The following is a 22,668-nucleotide window of genomic DNA, read 5'->3' as shown; positions in this document are numbered from 1 at the left end:
TCGCTCTTGTACGAGATAGTGGTGGATTTCCTGATCCTGGCGCCCGATCACCTCCCGCTCCTGATGGGCGTGCTAACCAACCCGGCAGAGCGGCGCTCACCGATGTCGAACCGCAACTAACCGGCAGCGTCGACGAGGTAGGTGTTGAGAACTCGTGCAATGTCCGCCAAAGCTCGTGGCGTGGTCATACGAATATGGGTGGCATCGATGGGATAGTAGTCGATTGAACCAGTTATGTATGGTTGCCAGCAACTTTCGGCAACCTCCCGAGTCATATCGTCAGCTGCGGCGGCGAAGAAAACCATGTCTCCGTCGAACACGGCGGGGTGGTAGTCGGCGACCAACCGGGGCGCGTCATTGAAGGATTCGACGATCCGCTTCACGTGTGATGGCTGGAGAAACTCGAATGACCCGGTTCGCAAATGAATCAATTCGGTCGCTTGTTCAGCCGACATGGTTTCCCCCGCGGCATCGAAGTCTTCGGCACCGAATCCAAACAGATCGGCTAGCTCGACCAGGATGTCTTCAACAGTGAATTCCTGGTTTGCAGTCGAATCCGCTTCGCGGAAAAAGCTGTCCAGCATCGCCAGCATCGAGACCTCCTTCCCGAGAAGGCGAAATCGTGTGGCTACGGCGTGGGCAATAACTCCGCCCAAGGACCAGCCGAGCAGGTGATATGGCCCATCTGGTTGCACGGCCTGGATCTCCCGGACGTAGTGCTCCGCCAACTGTTCGATCGAACGGGGATGCGGGTCGTCTTCGACGAGTTCGGGGGATTGCAGCCCGTAGATTCGCCGTCTCGGTTCGGTGTATCGACCCAAACCTGCGTAGCACCAGGCCAATCCGCTAGCCGGGTGTATGCAAAAGATCGGGTCGGAATCCCCAACTGATGCGATCGGGAACAGGACGTCGAATGCCGAAGGTCCGGTCGGCACAATAAGTGTAGACCCGTCGGAGACCGCCTCGACTCTACTGGCGATCGCTTCCACCGTGGCTCCAGTGAAGAGCCATGTCACTTGCATCTCGACGTCGAGAGCCTCGCGCAGCCGCGCACTGACCTGGATGGCGAGCAGCGAGTTGCCGCCGAGGGTGAAGAAGTCGTCGTCGAGTCCGACTCGGTCGATGCTGAGGACGTCGGCGAAGACGTCGGCGATGGTCTGTTCGGTGGGGGTGGCCGGCGGCCGGAACTGTCGCTTCAACGGCGCTGGTGCGGGTAGTGCGCGGCGGTCGATCTTGCCGTTGGTGGTCAGGGGTAGTGCGTCGAGGATGGTGATGGGGGTGGGCACCATGTAGTCGGGGAGGTGGTCGGCGGCGAAGGTGTGGATTGTGGTGGGGTCGAGGGGGGTGTGGTCGCGGGGGACGACGTAGCCGACGAGTCGGTCGCCGGTGTGGTGGTCGTGGTGGACTGTCACTGCGGCGTGGGTGATGTCGGGGTGGGTGGTGAGGGTGGCTTCGATTTCGCCGAGTTCGATGCGGTGGCCGCGGATTTTGACTTGGAGGTCGCGGCGGCCGAGGTATTCGAGGGTGCCGTCGGGGTGCCAGCGGACGAGGTCGCCGGTGCGGTACATGCGTTCGCCGGGTGGGCCGTAGGGGTTGGCGATAAACCGTTCGGCGGTCAGTGCGGGCCGGCTGTGGTATCCGCGGGCCAGCTGTACCCCGGACACATACAACTCGCCCACCACTGCCACCGGTACTGGATGCAAGCGGTGGTCCAGCACGTAGGCGTGGCAGTTGATCTGGGGTGTGCCGATGGGCACCACCGACTCTTCGTGCTGGGTGCAGCGGTGGCAGATGACGCTGACGGTGGTTTCGGTGGGCCCGTACTGGTTCCATACCGTTGCCGGACCGAACTCCGCCAACCGTGCGACCGTCTGCCCGGACAGCGTTTCACCGCCGAGGTAGACCACCCGCACGCCGCGGAGGACGTCGGGTGATCGGCTGGCCATCAGGGCGGTCAGTACCGTCGGCACCGACGCCACGTGAGTGACCTTCTGTGCCCGGATGAGTTCGGCGAGGTAGTCGGGGTCGCGTTGGCCGTCGGGCCCTGCCAAGACCACGCAGCCCCCGACCTGCAGCGGTGCGAAGAGATCGGGGGTCGACGCGTCGAAGGTCACCGCGTTGCTCTGCAGAAGACGATCACCGGCACGGTGATCGAACGCCTCGACCACCCACTGAGCCTCGTTGACGATCGCGCTGTGCGCCACGGTCACCCCCTTCGGCCGGCCGGTCGATCCCGAGGTGAACATCACGTACGCCGTGTTCTGCGGGCGTAGTGGTGCGAGGCGGTCCGCGTCGGTCACCGGCGCCGCGGACATCGGTGACAGATCGATGGTGTCGATGTGGAGGACCGGTACCGGGTCGGGCAGGTCGTCTTGGTCGTCGTGGGTGGTGGTCAGAATGCAGGTTGGTTGTGCCACTGCGAGAATGAAGTGTGTGCGCTCGGCTGGGTGGTCGGGGTCGATGGGCAGATACGCTGCACCGGCGGTGAGGGTCGCGTAGACGCCGACGATGAAGTCGAGGGAGCGGCGCATCCGTAGTGCCACGATGGTTTCCGGGCCCACACTCTGGGTGATCAGGTGTCGGGCGAGACGGTTGACGCGGGCATCGAACTCGGCGTAGGACAGTGTTCGGTTTCCGTCCACCACCGCGGGCGCGTCGGGTGTGCGCGCCACCTGCGCTACGAACATCGACACCAGTGTGTCGGTGGTTGTCGCATGATCGGTGTGGTTCCAGTCCTCGAGGATCAGCTGTTTTTCGGTGGGGTCGAGGAGGTCGATGTCGCCGACCGGGCGATCGGGATCGGCCACCGCTGCCTCGAGGAGTCGGGTGAACCGGTCTGCGAATCCGTGGACGGTGTCCTCGTCGAACAGGTCCTGTGCGTAAGTGAGCGCGGCGGTCAATCCTCGAGCGGCACCATCGCGATCGACGCGTTCACTCACCACCAGCGTGAGGTCGAACTGGGTGGCGGTGTGGTCGATGTCCTCGATGTGGGCGGTCAGTCCCGCCAGTTCGAGCTTCGGGGGTTCTTGGTTCTGGAAGACGAGCATCACCTGGAACAGTGGGTGTCGGGTGGTCGATCGTGCCGGGTTGAGGGCCTGGACCACCCGTTCGAACGGCACGTCGGCGTGCTCGAATGCGGCCAGGTCGGTTTCTCGCACCGTCGTGAGCAGTTGGGTGAAGCTGCTGGCGCCGTCGACCGGGGTTCGCAGTGCGAGGGTGTTGACGAACATGCCGACCAGATCGTCGAGTGCCGGGTCGCCGCGGCCGGCGACGGGGGTGCCGATGATGATGTCAGTGGTGCCCGACATCCGGGCCAGGAATATCGCGAACGCGGTGTGCACCACCATGAACACGGTCGCGGTGTGTTGTCGTGCGAGTTCGGCTGCCGCGCGGTGGGTGCGTGCGTCGATGGTGAACGTGTGTGTTCGTCCACGGTGGGTGACGGCGGGCGGCGTTCGGTTCCCGGGCAGTTCGAGCTGTTCGGGTAGACCGTCGAGTGTGGAACGCCAGTAGGTCAGCTGTTGCGCGAGCACCGAGTTGGGGTCGTCGTCGGAGCCGAGTAGTTCGCGTTGCCATAGGGTGTAGTCGGCGTACTGCACCGCCAGTGGTGGCCACGATGGCGTGTGTCCGCCGGTTCGGGCCGTGTAGGCGGCCATGAGGTCCCGGGCCAGCGGGGCGATCGAGGAGCCGTCGGCGCAGATGTGGTGCAGCACCACGGCGAGCACGTGTTCGTTGTCGGCTGTCTCGAACAGGGCGGCCCGTACCGGCACCGATGTGGTGACGTCGAACTCGGTGGAGGCCATCGACAGCAGTCGTGCGGCGAGCTCGTTCTCGGTCACCGCGGCGGTGGCGAATCCGCCACTGACCTCGGCTGGTGGGACGATCACTTGGTGCGGGCCGGCCTCGGATTCGGGGTAGATCGTCCGGAGGGTCTCGTGCCGGTTGACGAGGTCGGCGATCGCTGCCAGCAGTGCGGCGGTGTCGATTGTTCCCGAGAGGCGCACGGCGAATGGGATGGTGTAGACCGGTGAGTGTGGGTCGAACCGGTTGAGGAACCAGATGCGTTGCTGTGCATACGATAGCGGGATGTGTTCGGGTCGGGGCCGGGGCAGCAGCGGTGTGTGTGCGTCCGCAGCGGCCCGGGAGGCGAGCCACGTCGACAGTGCCTGCACCGACGACGCCTCGAACAGCACCCGCATCGGTACCCGCGCATCCATCGCCACACCCAGCCGCGACACCACCTGCGTCGCAAGCAGCGAGTTGCCGCCCAGGGTGAAGAAGTCGTCGTCGAGTCCGACCCGCTCGCGGCCGAGGACGTCGGCGAACACCCCGGCAACGACCCCCTCCTCCGCCGTCATCGGCGCCCGGTACTGTGGCACCGGCAATACCGGTGCCGGCAACGCCCGCCGATCCACCTTCCCACTGGCCGTCAACGGCAACCGATCCAGCACGGTTATCGGCGAGGGCACCATGTAGTCGGGGAGGCGGTCCGCGACCATCGCGCGGACACGATCCGGGTCGAGGTGGGCGCCGTCACGTGAGACGACGTAGCCGACGAGCCGGTCCCCGGTGTGGGGATCGTGGTGCACCGCGGCGACAGCCTGGGTTACGTCGGGATCCGCCGTCAGGGTGGCTTCGATTTCGCCGAGTTCGATGCGGTGGCCGCGGATTTTGACTTGGAGGTCGCGGCGGCCGAGGTATTCGAGGGTGCCGTCGGGGTGCCAGCGGACGAGGTCGCCGGTGCGGTACATGCGTTGGCCGGGTGGGCCGTAGGGGTTGGCGACGAACCGTTCGGCGGTCAGTGCGGGCCGGCTGTGGTATCCGCGGGCCAGCTGGACCCCGGACACATACAACTCGCCCACCACCGCCACCGGTACCGGATGCAAGCGATGATCCAGCACGTAGGCGTGGCAGTTGATCTGGGGTGTGCCGATGGGTACCACTCTCTGTTCGTGCTGGGTGCAGCGGTGGCAGATGACGCTGACGGTGGTTTCGGTGGGCCCGTACTGGTTCCACACCGTTGCCGGACCGAACTCCGCCAACCGCGCGACCGTGTGCCCGGACAGTGTTTCACCGCCGAGGTAGATCACCCGCACGCCGCGGAGGACGTCGGGTGATCGGCTGGCCATCAGGGCGGTCAGTACCGTCGGCACCGAGGACATGTGGGTAATCGCTTGGGTGCGGATGAGTTCGGCGAGGTAGTCGGGGTCGCGTTGGCCGTCGGGCCCTGCCAAGACCACGCAGCCCCCGACCTGCAGCGGTGCGAAGAGATCGGGGGTCGACGCGTCGAAGGTCACCGCGTTGCTCTGCAGGAGACGGTCACCGAAGCCGTAATCTAACGCAACCCACTGCACCTCGTTGACGATTGCGCTGTGCGCCACGGTCACCCCCTTCGGCCGGCCGGTCGATCCCGAGGTGAACATCACGTACGCCATGTTCTGCGGGCGAAGTGGTGCGAGGCGGTCCGCGTCGGTCACCGGCGCCGCGGACATCGGTGACAGATCCATGGTGTCGATGTGGAGGACCGGTACCGGGTCGGGCAGGTCGTCTTGGTCGTCGTGGGTGGTGGTCAGAATGCAGGTTGGTTGTGCCACTGCGAGAATGAAGTGTGTGCGCTCGGCTGGGTGGTCGGGGTCGATGGGCAGATACGCTGCACCGGCGGTGAGGGTCGCGTAGACGCCGACGATGAAGTCGAGGGAGCGGCGCATCCGTAGTGCCACGATGGTTTCCGGGCCCACACTCTGGGTGATCAGGTGTCGGGCGAGACGGTTGACGCGTACATCGAACTCGGCGTAGGACAGTGTTCGGTTTCCGTCCACCACCGCGGGCGCGTCGGGTGTGCGCGCCACCTGCGCACCGAACATCGACACCAGTGTGTCGGTGGTTGTCGCATGATCGGTGTGGTTCCAGTCCTCGAGGATCAGCTGTTTTTCGGTGGGGTCGAGGAGGTCGATGTCGCCGACTGGGCTGTCGGGATCGGCGATGATGGCTTCGAGGGCGCGTAGGTATCGGTTGAGCAGGGATTGGACGTATGGTTCGTCGAACAGGTCGTGGAGGTAGGTCAGGGTTAGTCGGATTTGGGTGTCGGCGGTGATTTTCAGGGCGAGGGGGTAGTGGGTGTTGTCGTTGGCGGTGATACCGGTGAGGGTGATGCCGTCGAGTGCGGCGGCTTGTTCGGTGAGTGCGGCGTGTTCGACGGGATACGATTCGAACACCGTCAGGGTGTCGAAGAGGGCGTCGGTTGTGCCGGCGGATTGCTGGATGTCGGTGAGCCCGAGGTAGTGGTGGTCGAGCAGGTCGGTTTGTTCACGGTGCATCCGCGTCAGCAGTTGGGTGATCGACTCGTCGGGGTCCGCCCGCACCCTGACCGGCACCGTGTTGATGAATAGTCCGATCATCGATTCCACGCCTGCGAGCTGGGGTGGCCGTCCTGACACGGTGCTGCCGAAGACGGTGTCGTCGCGGCCGGTCATCCGCATCAGCAGAATTCCCCAGGCCGCCTGCATCACCGTGTTGACGGTGACATCGAGTCGGGCGGCCAACTCGGACAGGGCACGTGTTTTGTGCTCGCCGAGATCGGCGGTTACGTCACCGGCCCGGGAGGAGATCTCTCGGCCCGGGTCGGCGGGGGCGAGCAGGGTCGGGCCCTCGACACCCTCGAGCGCCGCCGCCCAGGCCTGCCGCGACGCTGCCTCGTCTTGTTCGGTGCGCCATTCGAGATAATTGCGATACGGGCGGGCGGGAGGCAACGCCGACGGCTCGTCGCCGGCGGCATAGAGTGCGAGCATGTCCGTCATCAGTAGTGGCATGGACCAGCCGTCGAGCAGGATGTGGTGGTTGGCGACGACCAGCTCGTATCGGTCCTCGGCGACCGTGACCAGTGTGAATCGGATCAACGGCGGTGCGGTCAGGTCGAAGTGGGTGGCTTGATCGTCGGCCAGCAGTCGCGTCAACGTGTCCGGGCGAGTGGTGTCGTCGACTTGGCGTAGATCGACCTCGGACCATGGCACCGGCACCTTGTCGAGTACCAGCTGGACGGGTATGCCGTCGGCTGCCTCGACGAACGCCACCCGCAGGTTCGGGTGCCGATCCAGTACCGCCTGTGCTGCCGCATGCAGCCGGGTGGTGTCCACCCGGCCGGTGAGGGTGAATACGACCTGCATCGAGTACACGTCGACCGATGAGGCGGCCAACAGCGCGTGGAACAGCAGACCCGACTGCAGCGGCGTCAGGGGCCACACGTCCGTGACGGCCGGATACGCCGCTTCCCAGCGGTCGATGTCCGATTGACGTGCGGTGATCAACGGTAGATCCGACGGTGTCAGCCCGCCGGCGTCGGGGGTCTGCGCATGGGTGGCGAGCGCGGCGAGCGCCGCACACCATTGTTCCGTCAAGTCCTGCACATCGGTCCGCGCGATTGCACCCGTCGGGAATGTGAACGTGGCGCCCAGTACCGGACCCTCGCCGTCGTCGGTGACGATCGCATTGATGTCGACGACGCCGTTCGCCGGCAGGTCGGCATCTCCCGGAGCGGCGATGTCGCCGAGACGGCGACACGGTGACCACTGCGCCCCCGGCATCTCGTTCGGCACACCACCGCCGGGCACCCGGCCGAGGTAGTTGAAGCTGATCTGGCCGACCGGCAGCGACCGTAACTGCTCGGCTGTGTCCCGATTCAGGTGGCGCAGCAGCCCGAAGCCGATACCCCTGTCCGGTAAAGATCTGAGCTGCTCCTTGATCGACTTGACCGCCAGGCCGGCCGCGGCGCCCCCGGCGAAGGCCTCGTCGAGGTCAGCGGCCCCGATATCCAGACGCACCGGAAACACGGTGGTGAACCATCCCACCGTCCGAGACAGATCCGCTCCCGCGGCAATCTGCTCCTGGCGGCCGTGTCCCTCGAGTTGGATCAGTGTCGAGGATTCGAAGACCTGCCGCGCGCGCCGCCACCGGCAGACGGCCAACGCCAATGCCGCCAGCAGTCCGTCCTCGACGCCGCCGTGGAACAGTGTCGGCACGGTCGTCAGCAGTGACGCCGTCACCGGCGCCGGTATGCGCACCTCGACCCGGTCGAGGGTGGATCCCACATCGATTGCCGCGTTGAACGGGCGGAGGCCCAATACCGGGTCGGGCGCCTGCAACAGCGTCTGCCACATCGGCAACTCCGCCAGCCGCGCCGGGGTCGACGCCTCCTCGACCAACGCGTGCGCCCACCGGCGCATCGACGTTCCGACGGGATCCAACACCGGGGTGTGCCCAGCGGTCACCTGCGCCCATGCGGAGGCCAGGTCCGGCAGGATGATCCGCCACGACACCCCGTCGATCACCAGGTGGTGCGCGGCGATCAGCAACCAGCCCGGCCGTTGGGCGGTGCTGCATCCCGACCGGAAATCGAGCCACACGAACTGCACCATCACGCCCGTCGTCGGCGCCAACCGCCCCAACGCCGCATCCAGTTGCGCCGACGCCAACGCCGCCGCGGCTTCCTCGTCGAGATCGGCGGTGACCTCCACCCGACGAACAAGGCCGTCCACATCGACGGCATCCGACCCACCGACTTCCAGACCCCAGCCGCGCTCGTCGCCGACCAGTCGCGAGCGGAACATGTCGTGGTGCGCGAGCACGGCCGCGGCCGTCGCCACCAACCCACCGCGGTCAATTCCGGGCGGCAACTCCACCACCATGTGTTGCGAGAATCGACCGAAGCCGCCACCGCGCTCGATCAGCGCCCGCGCGACCGGGGTCAGCGGCATCCACCCGATACCGCCGCCCGGCAACTCCTCGAGCACCACCGGCGGGCCGGAGTCCTCGGGACGCTGCGCGACTTCAGCCAAGCCGCCAACAGTCCTGCGCTCGAATACATCGCGTGAGGAGAACACCACGCCCCGGGCTTTCGCGCGTGAGACCAACTGAATCGCGACGATGCTGTCGCCACCGAGAGCGAAGAACGACTCGTCGACCCCGACGCGATCGACGCCGAGGACGTCGGCGAACACCCCGGCAACGACCCCCTCTGCCGCCGTCATCGGCGCCCGGTACTGTGGCACCGGCAATACCGGTGCCGGCAACGCCCGCCGATCCACCTTCCCACTGGCCGTCAACGGCAACCGATCCAGCACGGTTATCGGCGAGGGCACCATGTAGTCGGGGAGGCGGTCCGCGACCATCGCGCGGACACGATCCGGGTCGAGGTGGGCGCCGTCACGTGAGACGACGTAGCCGACGAGCCGGTCCCCGGTGCGGGGATCGTGGTGCACCGCGGCGACAGCCTGGGTTACGTCGGGATCCGCCGTCAGGGTGGCTTCGATTTCGCCGAGTTCGATGCGGTGGCCGCGGATTTTGACTTGGAGGTCGCGGCGGCCGAGGTATTCGAGGGTGCCGTCGGGGTGCCAGCGGACGAGGTCGCCGGTGCGGTACATGCGTTGGCCGGGTGGGCCGTAGGGGTTGGCGATAAAGCGTTCGGCGGTCAGTGCGGGTCGGCTGTGGTATCCGCGGGCGAGTTGGATTCCGGCCAGGTGCAGTTCTGCGGTGACGCCGATGGGGACGGGGCGGAGTCGGTCGTCGAGGACGTAGGCGTGGGTGCCGCGGATCGGGCCGCCGATGGTGATCGGGCCGCCGGGTGGCAGTGCTCCGCTGCAGTTGCTCATCACGGTGGTTTCGGTGGGGCCGTAGCCGTTGAAGAAGCGGCGGGGGGTGTGGGAGGTGTCGGTGGGTGTGGCCCAGCGGGTGAGCAGGTCGGGGGTGCAGGCCTCGCCGGCGGAGAGGACGGTGTGCAGGGTGTGGAGGTGGGTGGGGTCCATCGTGGCGAGTGCGGCCGGTGTGATCACGGCGTGGGTGACGTGGGTGGTGTGGAGGAGGTGGGTGAGTTCGTCGCCGCCGAAGACGGTGGGTGGGGCGATGACCATGGTGGCGCCGGATCCGGCGGCGAGGAGCAGTTCGAAGACCGAGGCGTCGAAGCTCGGTGAGGCCACGGCCAGGGTGCGGGAGTCGGGGGTGATGGTGAATCGTTCGCGTTGTTCGGCGGCGAGGTTGGCGAGCCCTTGGTGGGTGACGGCGACGCCTTTGGGGGTGCCGGTGGAGCCGGAGGTGTAGAGCAGGTAGGCGGTGTTGGTGGTGTGCAGGGGTCGGAGTCGGTCGGTGTCGGTGATCGGTCCTGAATCCATGGTGTTGCAGCGGGTTTCGAAGTCGGGGGTGTCGATGAGGAGCCACGGCAGTGGTCCGGGCAGGGTGGTGGTGTGTTGGGTGGTGGTCAATCCGAGTGCGGCTCGGGAGTCCGAGAGCATGTGGGTGATGCGGTCTTTCGGGTAGTTCGGGTCGATGGGGAGGAACGCGGCACCGGTTTTGGTGGTTGCCCAGACTGCGAGGATCGCGTCGGGGGAGCGGGGGAGTGCGATGGCGACGGTGTCTTCGGTGCCGATGCCTTCGGCGATCAGGATTCGTGCCAGCTGGGAGGAGGCGGTGTCGAGTTGTTCGTAGGACAGGTGGTGGTCTCCGTATGTCACCGCTGGTGCGGTGCGGTCGTGTGCTGCGGCGGTGGCGAGCAGTTGTGGCAGTGTCGTTGCCGGGTGTTCAGGGCCGCCGGTGCGGTCGAGCAGGTTCCGTCGTTCGTCGGCGTCGAGGAGGTCGAGGTCGCCGACCGGGCTGTCCGGATCGGCGACCACTGCCTCGAGGAGTCGGGTGAACTGTTCTGCGAATCCGCGGACGGTGTCCTCGTCGAACAGGTCCTGTGCGTAAGTGAGCGCGGCGGTCAGACCACGAGCGGCACCATCGCGATCGACGCGTTCACTCACCGTCAGCGTGAGGTCGAACTGGGTGGCGGTGTGGTCGATGTCCTCGATGTGGGCGGTCAGTCCCGCCAGTTCGAGCTTCGGGGGTTCTTGGTTCTGGAAGACGAGCATCACCTGGAACAGTGGGTGTCGGGTGGTCGATCGTGCCGGGTTGAGGGCCTGTACCACCCGTTCGAACGGCACGTCGGCGTGCTCGAATGCGGCCAGGTCGGTTTCTCGCACCGTCGTGAGCAGTTGGGTGAAGCTGCTGGCGCCGTCGACCGGGGTTCGCAGTGCGAGGGTGTTGACGAACATGCCGACCAGATCGTCGAGGGCCGGGTCGCCGCGGCCGGCGACCGGGGTGCCGATGATGATGTCCGTGGTGCCCGACATCCGGGCCAGGAATAACGCGAACGCGGTGTGCACCACCATGAACACGGTCGCGGTGTGTTGTCGTGCGAGTTCGGCTGCCGCGCGGTGGGTGCGTGCGTCGATGGTGAACGTGTGTGTTCGTCCACGGTGGGTGACGGCGGGCGGCGTTCGGTTCCCGGGCAGTTCGAGCTGTTCGGGTAGACCGTCGAGTGTGGAACGCCAGTAGGTCAGCTGTTGCGCGAGCACCGAGTTGGGGTCGTCGTCGGAGCCGAGTAGTTCGCGTTGCCATAGGGTGTAGTCGGCGTACTGCACCGCCAGTGGTGGCCACGATGGCGTGTGTCCGCCGGTTCGGGCCGTGTAGGCGGCCATGAGGTCCCGGGCCAGCGGGGCGATCGAGGAGCCGTCGGCGCAGATGTGGTGCAGCACCACGGCGAGCACGTGTTCGTTGTCGGCTGTCTCGAACAGGGCGGCCCGTACCGGCACCGATGTGGTGACGTCGAACTCGGTGGAGGCCATCGACAGCAGTCGTGCGGCGAGCTCGTTCTCGGTCACCGCGGCGGTGGCGAATCCGCCACTGACCTCGGCTGGTGGGACGATCACTTGGTGCGGGCCGGCCTCGGATTCGGGGTAGATCGTCCGGAGGGTCTCGTGCCGGTCCACGAGGTCGGCGATCGCTGCCAGCAGTGCGGCGGTGTCCATTGTTCCCGACAGGCGCACGGCGAATGGGATGGTGTAGACCGGTGAGTGTGGGTCGAACCGGTTGAGGAACCAGATGCGTTGCTGCGCATACGATAGTGGGATGTGTTCGGGTCGGGGCCGCGGCAGCAGCGGTGTGCGTGCATCCGCAGTCGCCCGGGAGGCGAGCCACGTCGACAGTGCCTGCACCGACGACGCCTCGAACAGCACCCGCATCGGTACCCGCGCATCCATCGCCACACCCAGCCGCGACACCACCTGCGTCGCAAGCAGCGAGTTGCCGCCGAGGGTGAAGAAGTCGTCGTCGAGTCCGACCCGCTCGCGGCCGAGGACGTCGGCGAACACCCCGGCAACGACCCCCTCCACGGCGGTGGCCGGTGGCCGGAACCGGGGTGTCGGTAGTACGGGTGCGGGGAGTGCGCGGCGGTCGATCTTGCCGTTGGTGGTCAGGGGTAGTGCGTCGAGGATGGTGATGTGGGTGGGCACCATGTAGTCGGGGAGGTGGTCGGCGGCGAAGGTGTGAATCGTGGTGGGGTCGACGTGGGCACCTGGGGTCGGCACCACATAGGCGACCAATTGCTCGGTGACGGGGCCCTTGTGCACCGTCACCGCGGCGTGGGTGATGTCGGGGTGGGTGGTGAGGGTGGCTTCGATTTCGCCGAGTTCGATGCGGTGGCCGCGGATTTTGACTTGGAGGTCGCGGCGGCCGAGGTATTCGAGGGTGCCGTCGGGGTGCCAGCGGACGAGGTCGCCGGTGCGGTACATGCGTTGGCCGGGTGGGCCGTAGGGGTTGGCGATAAAGCGTTCGGCGGTCAGTGCGGGTCGGCTGTGGTATCCGCGGGCGAGTTGGATTCCGGCCAGGTGCAGTTCTGCGGTGACGCCGGTGGGGACGGGGCGGAGTCGGTCGTCGAGGACGTAGGCGTGGGTGCCGCGGATCGGGCCGCCGATGGTGATCGGGCCGCCGGGTGGCAGTGCTCCGCTGCAGTTGCTCATCACGGTGGTTTCGGTGGGGCCGTAGCCGTTGAAGAAGCGGCGGGGGGTGTGGGAGGTGTCGGTGGGTGTGGCCCAGCGGGTGAGCAGGTCGGGGGTGCAGGCCTCGCCGGCGGAGAGGACGGTGTGCAGGGTGTGGAGGTGGGTGGGGTCCATCGTGGCGAGTGCGGCCGGTGTGATCACGGCGTGGGTGACGTGGGTGGTGTGGAGGAGGTGGGTGAGTTCGTCGCCGCCGAAGACGGTGGGTGGGGCGATGACCATGGTGGCGCCGGATCCGGCGGCGAGGAGCAGTTCGAAGACCGAGGCGTCGAAGCTCGGTGAGGCCACGGCCAGGGTGCGGGAGTCGGGGGTGATGGTGAATCGTTCGCGTTGTTCGGCGGCGAGGTTGGCGAGCCCTTGGTGGGTGACGGCGACGCCTTTGGGGGTGCCGGTGGAGCCGGAGGTGTAGAGCAGGTAGGCGGTGTTGGTGGTGTGCAGGGGTCGGAGTCGGTCGGTGTCGGTGATCGGTCCTGAATCCATGGTGTTGCAGCGGGTTTCGAAGTCGGGGGTGTCGATGAGGAGCCACGGCAGTGGTCCGGGCAGGGTGGTGGTGTGTTGGGTGGTGGTCAATCCGAGTGCGGCTCGGGAGTCCGAGAGCATGTGGGTGATGCGGTTTTTCGGGTAGTTCGGGTCGATGGGGAGGAACGCGGCACCGGTTTTGGTGGTTGCCCAGACTGCGAGGATCGCGTCGGGGGAGCGGGGGAGTGCGATGGCGACGGTGTCTTCGGTGCCGATGCCTTCGGCGATCAGGATTCGTGCCAGCTGGGAGGAGGCGGTGTCGAGTTGTTCGTAGGACAGGTGGTGGTCTCCGTATGTCACCGCTGGTGCGGTGCGGTCGTGTGCTGCGGCGGTGGCGAGCAGTTGTGGCAGTGTCGTTGCCGGGTGTTCGGGGCCGCCGGTGCGGTCGAGCAGGTGCCGTTTTTCGTCGGGGTCGAGGAGGTCGAGGTCGCCGACTGGGCTGTCGGGATCGGCGATGATGGCTTCGAGGGCGCGTAGGTATCGGTTGAGCAGGGCTTGGACGTATGGTTCGTCGAACAGGTCGTGGAGGTAGGTCAGGGTTAGTCGGATTTGGGTGTCGGCGGTGATTTTCAGGGCGAGGGGGTAGTGGGTGTTGTCGTTGGCGCTGATACCGGTGAGGGTGATGCCGTCGAGTGCGGCGGCCTGTTCGGTGAGTGCGGCGTGTTCGACGGGATACGATTCGAACACCGTCAGGGTGTCGAACAGGGCGTCGGTTGTGCCGGCGGATTGCTGGATGTCGGTGAGCCCGAGGTAGTGGTGGTCGAGCAGGTCGGTTTGTTCACGGTGCATCCGCGTCAGCAGTTGGGTGATCGACTCGTCGGGGTCCGCCCGCACCCTGACCGGCACCGTGTTGATGAATAGTCCGATCATCGATTCCACGCCTGCGAGCTGGGGTGGCCGTCCTGACACGGTGCTGCCGAAGACGGTGTCGTCGCGGCCGGTCATCCGCATCAGCAGAATTCCCCAGGCCGCCTGCATCACCGTGTTGACGGTGACATCGAGTCGGGCGGCCAACTCGGACAGGGCACGTGTTTTGTGCTCGCCGAGATCGGCGGTTACGTCACCGGCCCGGGAGGAGATCTCTCGGCCCGGGTCGGCGGGGGCGAGCAGGGTCGGGCCCTCGACACCCTCGAGCGCCGCCGCCCAGGCCTGCCGCGACGCTGCCTCGTCTTGTTCGGTGCGCCATTCGAGATAATTGCGATACGGGCGGGCGGGAGGCAACGCCGACGGTTCGTCGCCGGCGGCATAGAGTGCGAGCATGTCCGTCATCAGTAGTGGCATGGACCAGCCGTCGAGCAGGATGTGGTGGTTGGCGACGACCAGCTCGTATCGGTCCTCGGCGACCGTGACCAGTGTGAATCGGATCAGCGGCGGTGCGGTCAGGTCGAAGTGGGTGGCTTGATCGTCGGCCAGCAGTCGCGTCAACGTGTCCGGGCGAGTGGTGTCGTCGATTTGGCGTAGATCGACCTCGGACCATGGCACCGGCAGCTTGTCGAGTACCAGCTGGACGGGTATGCCGTCGGCTGCCTCGACGAACGCCACCCGCAGGTTCGGGTGCCGATTCAGTACCGCCTGTGCTGCCGCATGCAGCCGGGTGGTGTCCACCCGGCCGGTGAGGGTGAATACGACCTGCATCGAGTACACGTCGACCGATGAGGCGGCCAACAGCGCGTGGAACAGCAGACCCGACTGCAGCGGCGTCAGGGGCCACACGTCCGTGACGGCCGGATACGCCGCTTCCCAGCGGTCGATGTCCGATTGACGTGCGGTGATCAACGGTAGATCCGACGGTGTCAGCCCGCCGGCGTCGGGGGTCTGCGCATGGGTGGCGAGCGCGGCGAGCGCCGCACACCATTGTTCCGTCAAGTCCTGCACATCGGTCCGCGCGATTGCACCCGTCGGGAATGTGAACGTGGCGCCCAGTACCGGACCCTCGCCGTCGTCGGTGACGATCGCATTGATGTCGACGACGCCGTTCGCCGGCAGGTCGGCATCTCCCGGCGCGGCGATGTCGCCGAGACGGCGACACGGTGACCACTGCGCCCCCGGCATCTCGTTCGGCACACCACCGCCGGGCACCCGGCCGAGGTAGTTGAAGCTGATCTGGCCGACCGGCAGCGACCGTAACTGCTCGGCTGTGTCCCGATTCAGGTGGCGCAGCAGCCCGAAGCCGATACCCCTGTCCGGTAAAGATCTGAGCTGCTCCTTGATCGACTTGACCGCCAGGCCGGCCGCGGCGCCCCCGGCGAAGGCCTCGTCGAGGTCAGCGGCCCCGATATCCAGACGCACCGGAAACACGGTGGTGAACCATCCCACCGTCCGAGACAGATCCGCTCCCGCGGCAATCTGCTCCTGGCGGCCGTGTCCCTCGAGTTGGATCAGTGTCGAGGATTCGAAGACCTGCCGCGCGCGCCGCCACCGGCAGACGGCCAACGCCAATGCCGCCAGCAGTCCGTCCTCGACGCCGCCGTGGAACAGTGTCGGCACGGTCGTCAGCAGTGACGCCGTCACCGGCGCCGGTATGCGCACCTCGACCCGGTCGAGGGTGGATCCCACATCGATTGCCGCGTTGAACGGGCGGAGGCCCAATACCGGGTCGGGCGCCTGCAACAGCGTCTGCCACATCGGCAACTCCGCCAGCCGCGCCGGGGTCGACGCCTCCTCGACCAACGCGTGCGCCCACCGGCGCATCGACGTTCCGACGGGATCCAACACCGGGGTGTGCCCAGCGGTCACCTGCGCCCATGCGGAGGCCAGGTCCGGCAGGATGATCCGCCACGACACCCCGTCGATCACCAGGTGGTGCGCGGCGATCAGCAACCAGCCCGGCCGTTGGGCGGTGCTGCATCCCGACCGGAAATCGAGCCACACGAACTGCACCATCACGCCCGTCGTCGGCGCCAACCGCCCCAACGCCGCATCCAGTTGCGCCGACGCCAACGCCGCCGCGGCTTCCTCGTCGAGATCGGCGGTGACCTCCACCCGACGAACAAGGCCGTCCACATCGACGGCATCCGACCCACCGACTTCCAGACCCCAGCCGCGCTCGTCGCCGACCAGTCGCGAGCGGAACATGTCGTGGTGCGCGAGCACGGCCGCGGCCGTCGCCACCAACCCACCGCGGTCAATTCCGGGCGGCAACTCCACCACCATGTGTTGCGAGAATCGACCGAAGCCGCCACCGCGCTCGATCAGCGCCCGCGCGACCGGGGTCAGCGGCATCCACCCGATACCGCCGCCCGGCAACTCCTCGAGCACCACCGGCGGGCCGGAGTCCTCGGGACGCTGCGCGACTTCAGCCAAGCCGCCAACAGTCCTGCGCTCGAATACATCGCGTGAGGAGAACACCACGCCCCGGGCTTTCGCGCGTGAGACCAACTGAATCGCGACGATGCTGTCGCCACCGAGAGCGAAGAACGACTCGTCGACCCCGACGCGATCGACGCCGAGGACGTCGGCGAACACCCCGGCAACGACCCCCTCTGCCGCCGTCATCGGCGCCCGGTACTGTGGCACCGGCAATACCGGTGCCGGCAACGCCCGCCGATCCACCTTCCCACTGGCCGTCAACGGCAACCGATCCAGCACGGTTATCGGCGAGGGCACCATGTAGTCGGGGAGGCGGTCCGCGACCATCGCGCGGACACGATCCGGGTCGAGGTGGGCGCCGTCACGTGAGACGACGTAGCCGACGAGCCGGTCCCCGGTGCGGGGATCGTGGTGCACCGCGGCGACAGCCTGGGTTACGTCGGGATCCGCCGTCAGGGTGGCTTCGATTTCGCCGAGTTCGATGCGGTGGCCGCGGATTTTGACTTGGAGGTCGCGGCGGCCGAGGTATTCGAGGGTGCCGTCGGGGTGCCAGCGGACGAGGTCGCCGGTGCGGTACATGCGTTGGCCGGGTGGGCCGTAGGGGTTGGCGATAAAGCGTTCGGCGGTCAGTGCGGGTCGGCTGTGGTATCCGCGGGCGAGTTGGATTCCGGCCAGGTGCAGTTCTGCGGTGACGCCGATGGGGACGGGGCGGAGTCGGTCGTCGAGGACGTAGGCGTGGGTGCCGCGGATCGGGCCGCCGATGGTGATCGGGCCGCCGGGTGGCAGTGCTCCGCTGCAGTTGCTCATCACGGTGGTTTCGGTGGGGCCGTAGCCGTTGAAGAAGCGGCGGGGGGTGTGGGAGGTGTCGGTGGGTGTGGCCCAGCGGGTGAGCAGGTCGGGGGTGCAGGCCTCGCCGGCGGAGAGGACGGTGTGCAGGGTGTGGAGGTGGGTGGGGTCCATCGTGGCGAGTGCGGCCGGTGTGATCACGGCGTGGGTGACGTGGGTGGTGTGGAGGAGGTGGGTGAGTTCGTCGCCGCCGAAGACGGTGGGTGGGGCGATGACCATGGTGGCGCCGGATCCGGCGGCGAGGAGCAGTTCGAAGACCGAGGCGTCGAAGCTCGGTGAGGCCACGGCCAGGGTGCGGGAGTCGGGGGTGATGGTGAATCGTTCGCGTTGTTCGGCGGCGAGGTTGGCGAGCCCTTGGTGGGTGACGGCGACGCCTTTGGGGGTGCCGGTGGAGCCGGAGGTGTAGAGCAGGTAGGCGGTGTTGGTGGTGTGCAGGGGTCGGAGTCGGTCGGTGTCGGTGATCGGTCCTGAATCCATGGTGTTGCAGCGGGTTTCGAAGTCGGGGGTGTCGATGAGGAGCCACGGCAGTGGTCCGGGCAGGGTGGTGGTGTGTTGGGTGGTGGTCAATCCGAGTGCGGCTCGGGAGTCCGAGAGCATGTGGGTGATGCGGTCTTTCGGGTAGTTCGGGTCGATGGGGAGGAACGCGGCACCGGTTTTGGTGGTTGCCCAGACTGCGAGGATCGCGTCGGGGGAGCGGGGGAGTGCGATGGCGACGGTGTCTTCGGTGCCGATGCCTTCGGCGATCAGGATTCGTGCCAGCTGGGAGGAGGCGGTGTCGAGTTGTTCGTAGGACAGGTGGTGGTCTCCGTATGTCACCGCTGGTGCGGTGCGGTCGTGTGCTGCGGCGGTGGCGAGCAGTTGTGGCAGTGTCGTTGCCGGGTGTTCAGGGCCGCCGGTGCGGTCGAGCAGGTTCCGTCGTTCGTCGGCGTCGAGGAGGTCGATGTCACCGACCCGACTCCCCGCATCGGCAGAAAGGAATCGTTCGAGAAAGGACAACAAGCGGTGGTGATGACGTTTGAGAACGTCGTCGTCATACAGGCTCGGGTTGGCCTGGAAGTCGATGTGTGTCGTAGTGCCGCCCACGCTCGGGTAGATGTTGACGAAGAGATCGTCGACGAGCCCGGAGGTCAATACGTGCAGTCGGCCGAGGTGGGGGCCCAGCCGGATCTCTCGGTCGACCGGCATGATGTTGAGAGTCGGTCCAAACGAGCGATTGCGGCTGATGTCCCTGCCGAGATCGCGGCAGATGTCCTCACGCCGGTACCGCTGCCGCCGCAGCGCCCCGGTCAACTCGAGCTGGGCGGACTTGATCAGTGTCCCGATCGTCACGTCCGCGCCCACCTCGAGTTGGAGCGGTACGACATTGGCCACCATCCCACCTGAGCGTCGCAGCGGTGCGGTCGTTCGGGCCGAAACCGGCAGACTGAGTACGATGTCCGATCTCCCTGTCATCCCGCACAGGAAGCCAGCAAGAGCAGCGACCAAGACTGGCGCCGCACTCGAGTTGTGCTTCGCGACAACCGAGTCGAGCATTGTGGCTACGTCGTGTGACAAGGCCGCGCTGGTCACTCGTGGATGCGCCTCGACGGGCGCCGACCGCCCGGCCAGGCTGGCAGGCTCCGGCAGTCCCTTGGTCCGTTCCACCCAGTACCGCCGATCCGCATCGAAGCGATCCGAGTTCCGGTAGGCAGCATCGATTTCAACGATCTGCGCGAGGTCCAGCACGCGGAGCGGCGGGGCTTCGACACCGGCTACTGCGGCCGTATACAACTCGGCAATACGCTGCACCAGATTCATGGCGCCGTAGCCATCGAGCGCGATGTGGTGAATGCGTGAGTACCAGTGGTAGTGCCGGTCGCCGACTCGGAGTATTGCCGAGACGGCGAGCGCACCGTGGAGGAGGTCTATCGGGGTGCTGAATTCGCGGCGCATCCACCGCTGCGCGGCGAGGTTCGGGTCGTCCTCCGCGCGAAGGTCGACTCGCCGGATCCCGCTGTCGGAAGTATCGTCGATAAGTTGATACAGCTCACCGTCGTGATCGACCAGGCGTAGGAACCCCGAACCGAACTCCCTGGCGGCCACGCGGCTGGTCGTCTCGAGCAAATCGATATCCAACTCGCCGAAGACCTCGACGGACTGCGCGATCGTGATCGGGAGCTCGCCGGCCAGTTGCTGGGCGAACCAGATTCCCTTCTGCGCGGCAGATAACCGGCATGCCTCCGACGGAAGGCAGGTCCCCGAGCGCTTTTCAACTCCTGGAACCAGTGGCGGGACGGCGTCCACGACTCTTCTCCGATCTGCTCTTTGCGCCAGGAGGCGTCCAAGGGTTGGGCTCGGGCCCGACCTCGGTGTGCTGGGGCTGCATGGAGGTCCGCGCGCATGTGGTGTAGATCGCTTCTCCCGCTTGGTCGAAATGTGTTGCCACGTTAGAGAAGAACTTGTTCTCGTCGAGTAGTGCGAGCACTGTCGTGTAGTGGTCGGGTCGGTGCTCGACGACGAGGTTGCCGCCCGCGTGCAGGAGCCGTGCCGCCGCAACAATGGTTTGCCGGGCGAGCCTCAGCCCATCTGTACCACCGACTGAGGCCTGCCGGTGGTACTCGCCGCGTGGTGAGGGAAGGTCTTCGTCCCCGGGAATGCACGGTGGACGAGCGAGGACCAGATCGGCCGTTCCGTCGAGGTCGGACAGTAGATTGTGCGCGGTGACGGCGGTTTCGTGAAGCACGATCGGGCGCTCGCCGAGGCGGATCTGACGTTCGATGTTGCGTCGCGCCACGTTCAGGGCTGTCGGATCCACATCCACGGCGTGTACACCGGCATCGGCTCGGGCATGCGCGATCGCCAAGGCGATTGCTCCCGAACCGGTGCACAGGTCCACGACCACCGGAGTGGTGACATGTGAAATATCGGCGAGGGCCTCGGCAAGTACAAGTTCGGCATTGGCCCTGGGCGCCGGGACACCAGGGCAGACCCACACCCCTACACCGCCCACTTCGGCCCGCGAGAGTCGTCGCCCGGCTCGATCGATGGTGTCACTCGAGGTCCGCGGACCAACGTGGTGGGCGAGGGCGTGCGATCTGCCGGCGCTGATCGTGAGGGCCCTGCGCATGGCGGCCGCCTTGACCAGGGTCTCGATAAACTCTTCGTCGGGGTCGGACAATGCGACGATGGCGCCCCCGATCCCGAAGCTCACTGTCCCGTTCCGGGACACCATTGTTCGGATGACGATGCTGAGGTCGGCGGTGCCGTTGATCGACAGCCAGCCGAGGGCGCCCGAGTACACACCTCGCGGCCCCTCCTCCAGCCGATCGATGATTTCCATGGTGCGGATCTTCGGTGCTCCGGTCATCGAGCCACCCGGGAAGCAGGCACGCACACACCCGACCGCAGTCGCGTCACCGCGCAGCGTCCCCCGAACCGTCGACACGAGCTGATGGACCGGTGCGTAGGTTTCGACGTCGAACAATCGCGGTACGTGCACCGAACCGGGAGTGCAGACCCGTGAGAGATCGTTGCGCACGAGGTCGACGATCATGAGGTTCTCGGCCCGGTCCTTCTCGCTCGTCAGAAGGTCCCGGCGGAGCGCGTCGTCCGTCGCAGCGGTTGCACCCCGCGGCCGGGTGCCCTTGATCGGTTTGGATTCCACGACCCGATCGGCGCCCACGCGCAGAAACCTCTCGGGAGAGGCGCTGAGTATGTCCGCTGCCTCGAACCTCAGGAGTGCTGCGTAGGGCACTGGAGTAATGGATCGGAGGTAGGCGAACGTTTCGACGGGGTCAATCTCGACATCGATCTGGGCGTGGTTCGTCAAGCACACTTCGTACGTCTCGCCGACCCGAATGTTTTCCAAACAGGTACGGATCTTGTCGAGGTAGGTTTCACGGTTGTGGCGCAGCGTCATGCGCGGGTCTGCTGCCGACCTGATGAGTGGCTCCGCGGGACGCGCATGGTCGGTTGTGACGGGCATCCGGTTGATTACCCGCGCCGTACGGCGCATCCAGTCGCGGGTTCCGGGTTCGTGTGCGTGCTCGCTGAGCGCCAGTAGGTAGCAGGTGCCGTCGACGTGGTCGATCACGACTGCGCGGTCGGCGAATACCAGGGCCGCGTCCGGTGTGTCCGCGGAGTGTTGCGCACTGCCGTCGGCTTCGGCCTTCAACTCGTAACCCAGGTAGCCCACGTAGCCCAGATTGAACGAGAACGGCAGGTCAGGCGATGGCGGGACCGCGCGGATCCGCAACTGTTCGTCGAGATAGTCGAAGAATCGCACGCGTCGTTTGTCGGCCGGAACGCCGGAACGGTGCACCAGGACGGTGCCGTCCGCAACGTCGTACGTGACGTACTCGGCGCGTGGGCCAGATGCGTCGCCCATGATGGTGAAGCGGGCGTCCGGTTCCATTGTGGCGCTGCCATCGAGCCAAAAACTGTTGGGGCCGTCTGCGAACAGGTGCTCATACACCGTCTTTGGGTCGACTCGACGATCTATCCGTCGTGTTTCGACCACGTATGGCGACAAGGTCCGCGGCCGACCTCGTCGTGGCTTCGGGACGGATCCCTTCCGGCGGGTCGGGGTGAGGTCACGGAAGTTGGCGAGGAGTTCATGCCCATGATCGGTGCAGACCGACTCCGGATGAAATTGCAACCCCCACAGCGGGCGCAGACGGTGCCTTACCCCCATAAGGACCCCGTCGGATGTCCATGCAGTCGCCTCCAGCTCATCGGGGAGATCTTCGACGGCGAGAGAGTGGTACCGAACGACTGACAGAGGCGAGGGGAGACCCGCGAACAATTCCCTTCGGTCGTGAAATATCTTTGAGTTTCGACCGTGCCTCGGCTCTGGAGCCAGGACGACACGCGCACCGAACAGTTGGCATAAACCCTGATGGCCGAGGCACACTCCTAGTGTGGGAAGCCCACCCTGCAGAATGGCCAGCGAGCTGATGCCGAAGTCGCGTTCGACTGCTGGACGACCGGGCCCCGGAGAGATCACGATGTTGTCGAACTCAACCAGATCGATCGCACGCCAGTCGACGTCGTTGCGCACCACCGTCGGCGGGCACCCGTTGACGTCGCTGAGAAAGCTGTAGAGGTTGTATGTGAAGGAATCGTAATTGTCGATCAACAACGTCTTGGTAAACAT

General features: G+C 66.3%; 2 protein-coding genes. Both read right to left on the bottom strand.

From position 1 onward, the window contains the following. Positions 1-116 precede the first annotated feature (116 nt). Positions 117-19,817, bottom strand: a complete 19,701-nt coding sequence (locus tag DTA22_RS02765; protein ID WP_115948511.1) for a non-ribosomal peptide synthase/polyketide synthase — start codon at positions 19,815-19,817, stop codon at positions 117-119. Next, positions 19,783-22,668, bottom strand: a complete 2,886-nt coding sequence (gene pabB / locus DTA22_RS02760; protein WP_112298855.1) for an aminodeoxychorismate synthase component I — start codon at positions 22,666-22,668, stop codon at positions 19,783-19,785. Before pabB ends, DTA22_RS02765 begins: the two co-directional genes overlap by 35 nt.

Source organism: Rhodococcus wratislaviensis (assembly GCF_900455735.1).
Classification (GTDB): Bacteria; Actinomycetota; Actinomycetes; order Mycobacteriales; family Mycobacteriaceae; genus Rhodococcus_F; species Rhodococcus_F wratislaviensis.
This window is presented reverse-complemented; position numbering and strand designations above follow the sequence as displayed.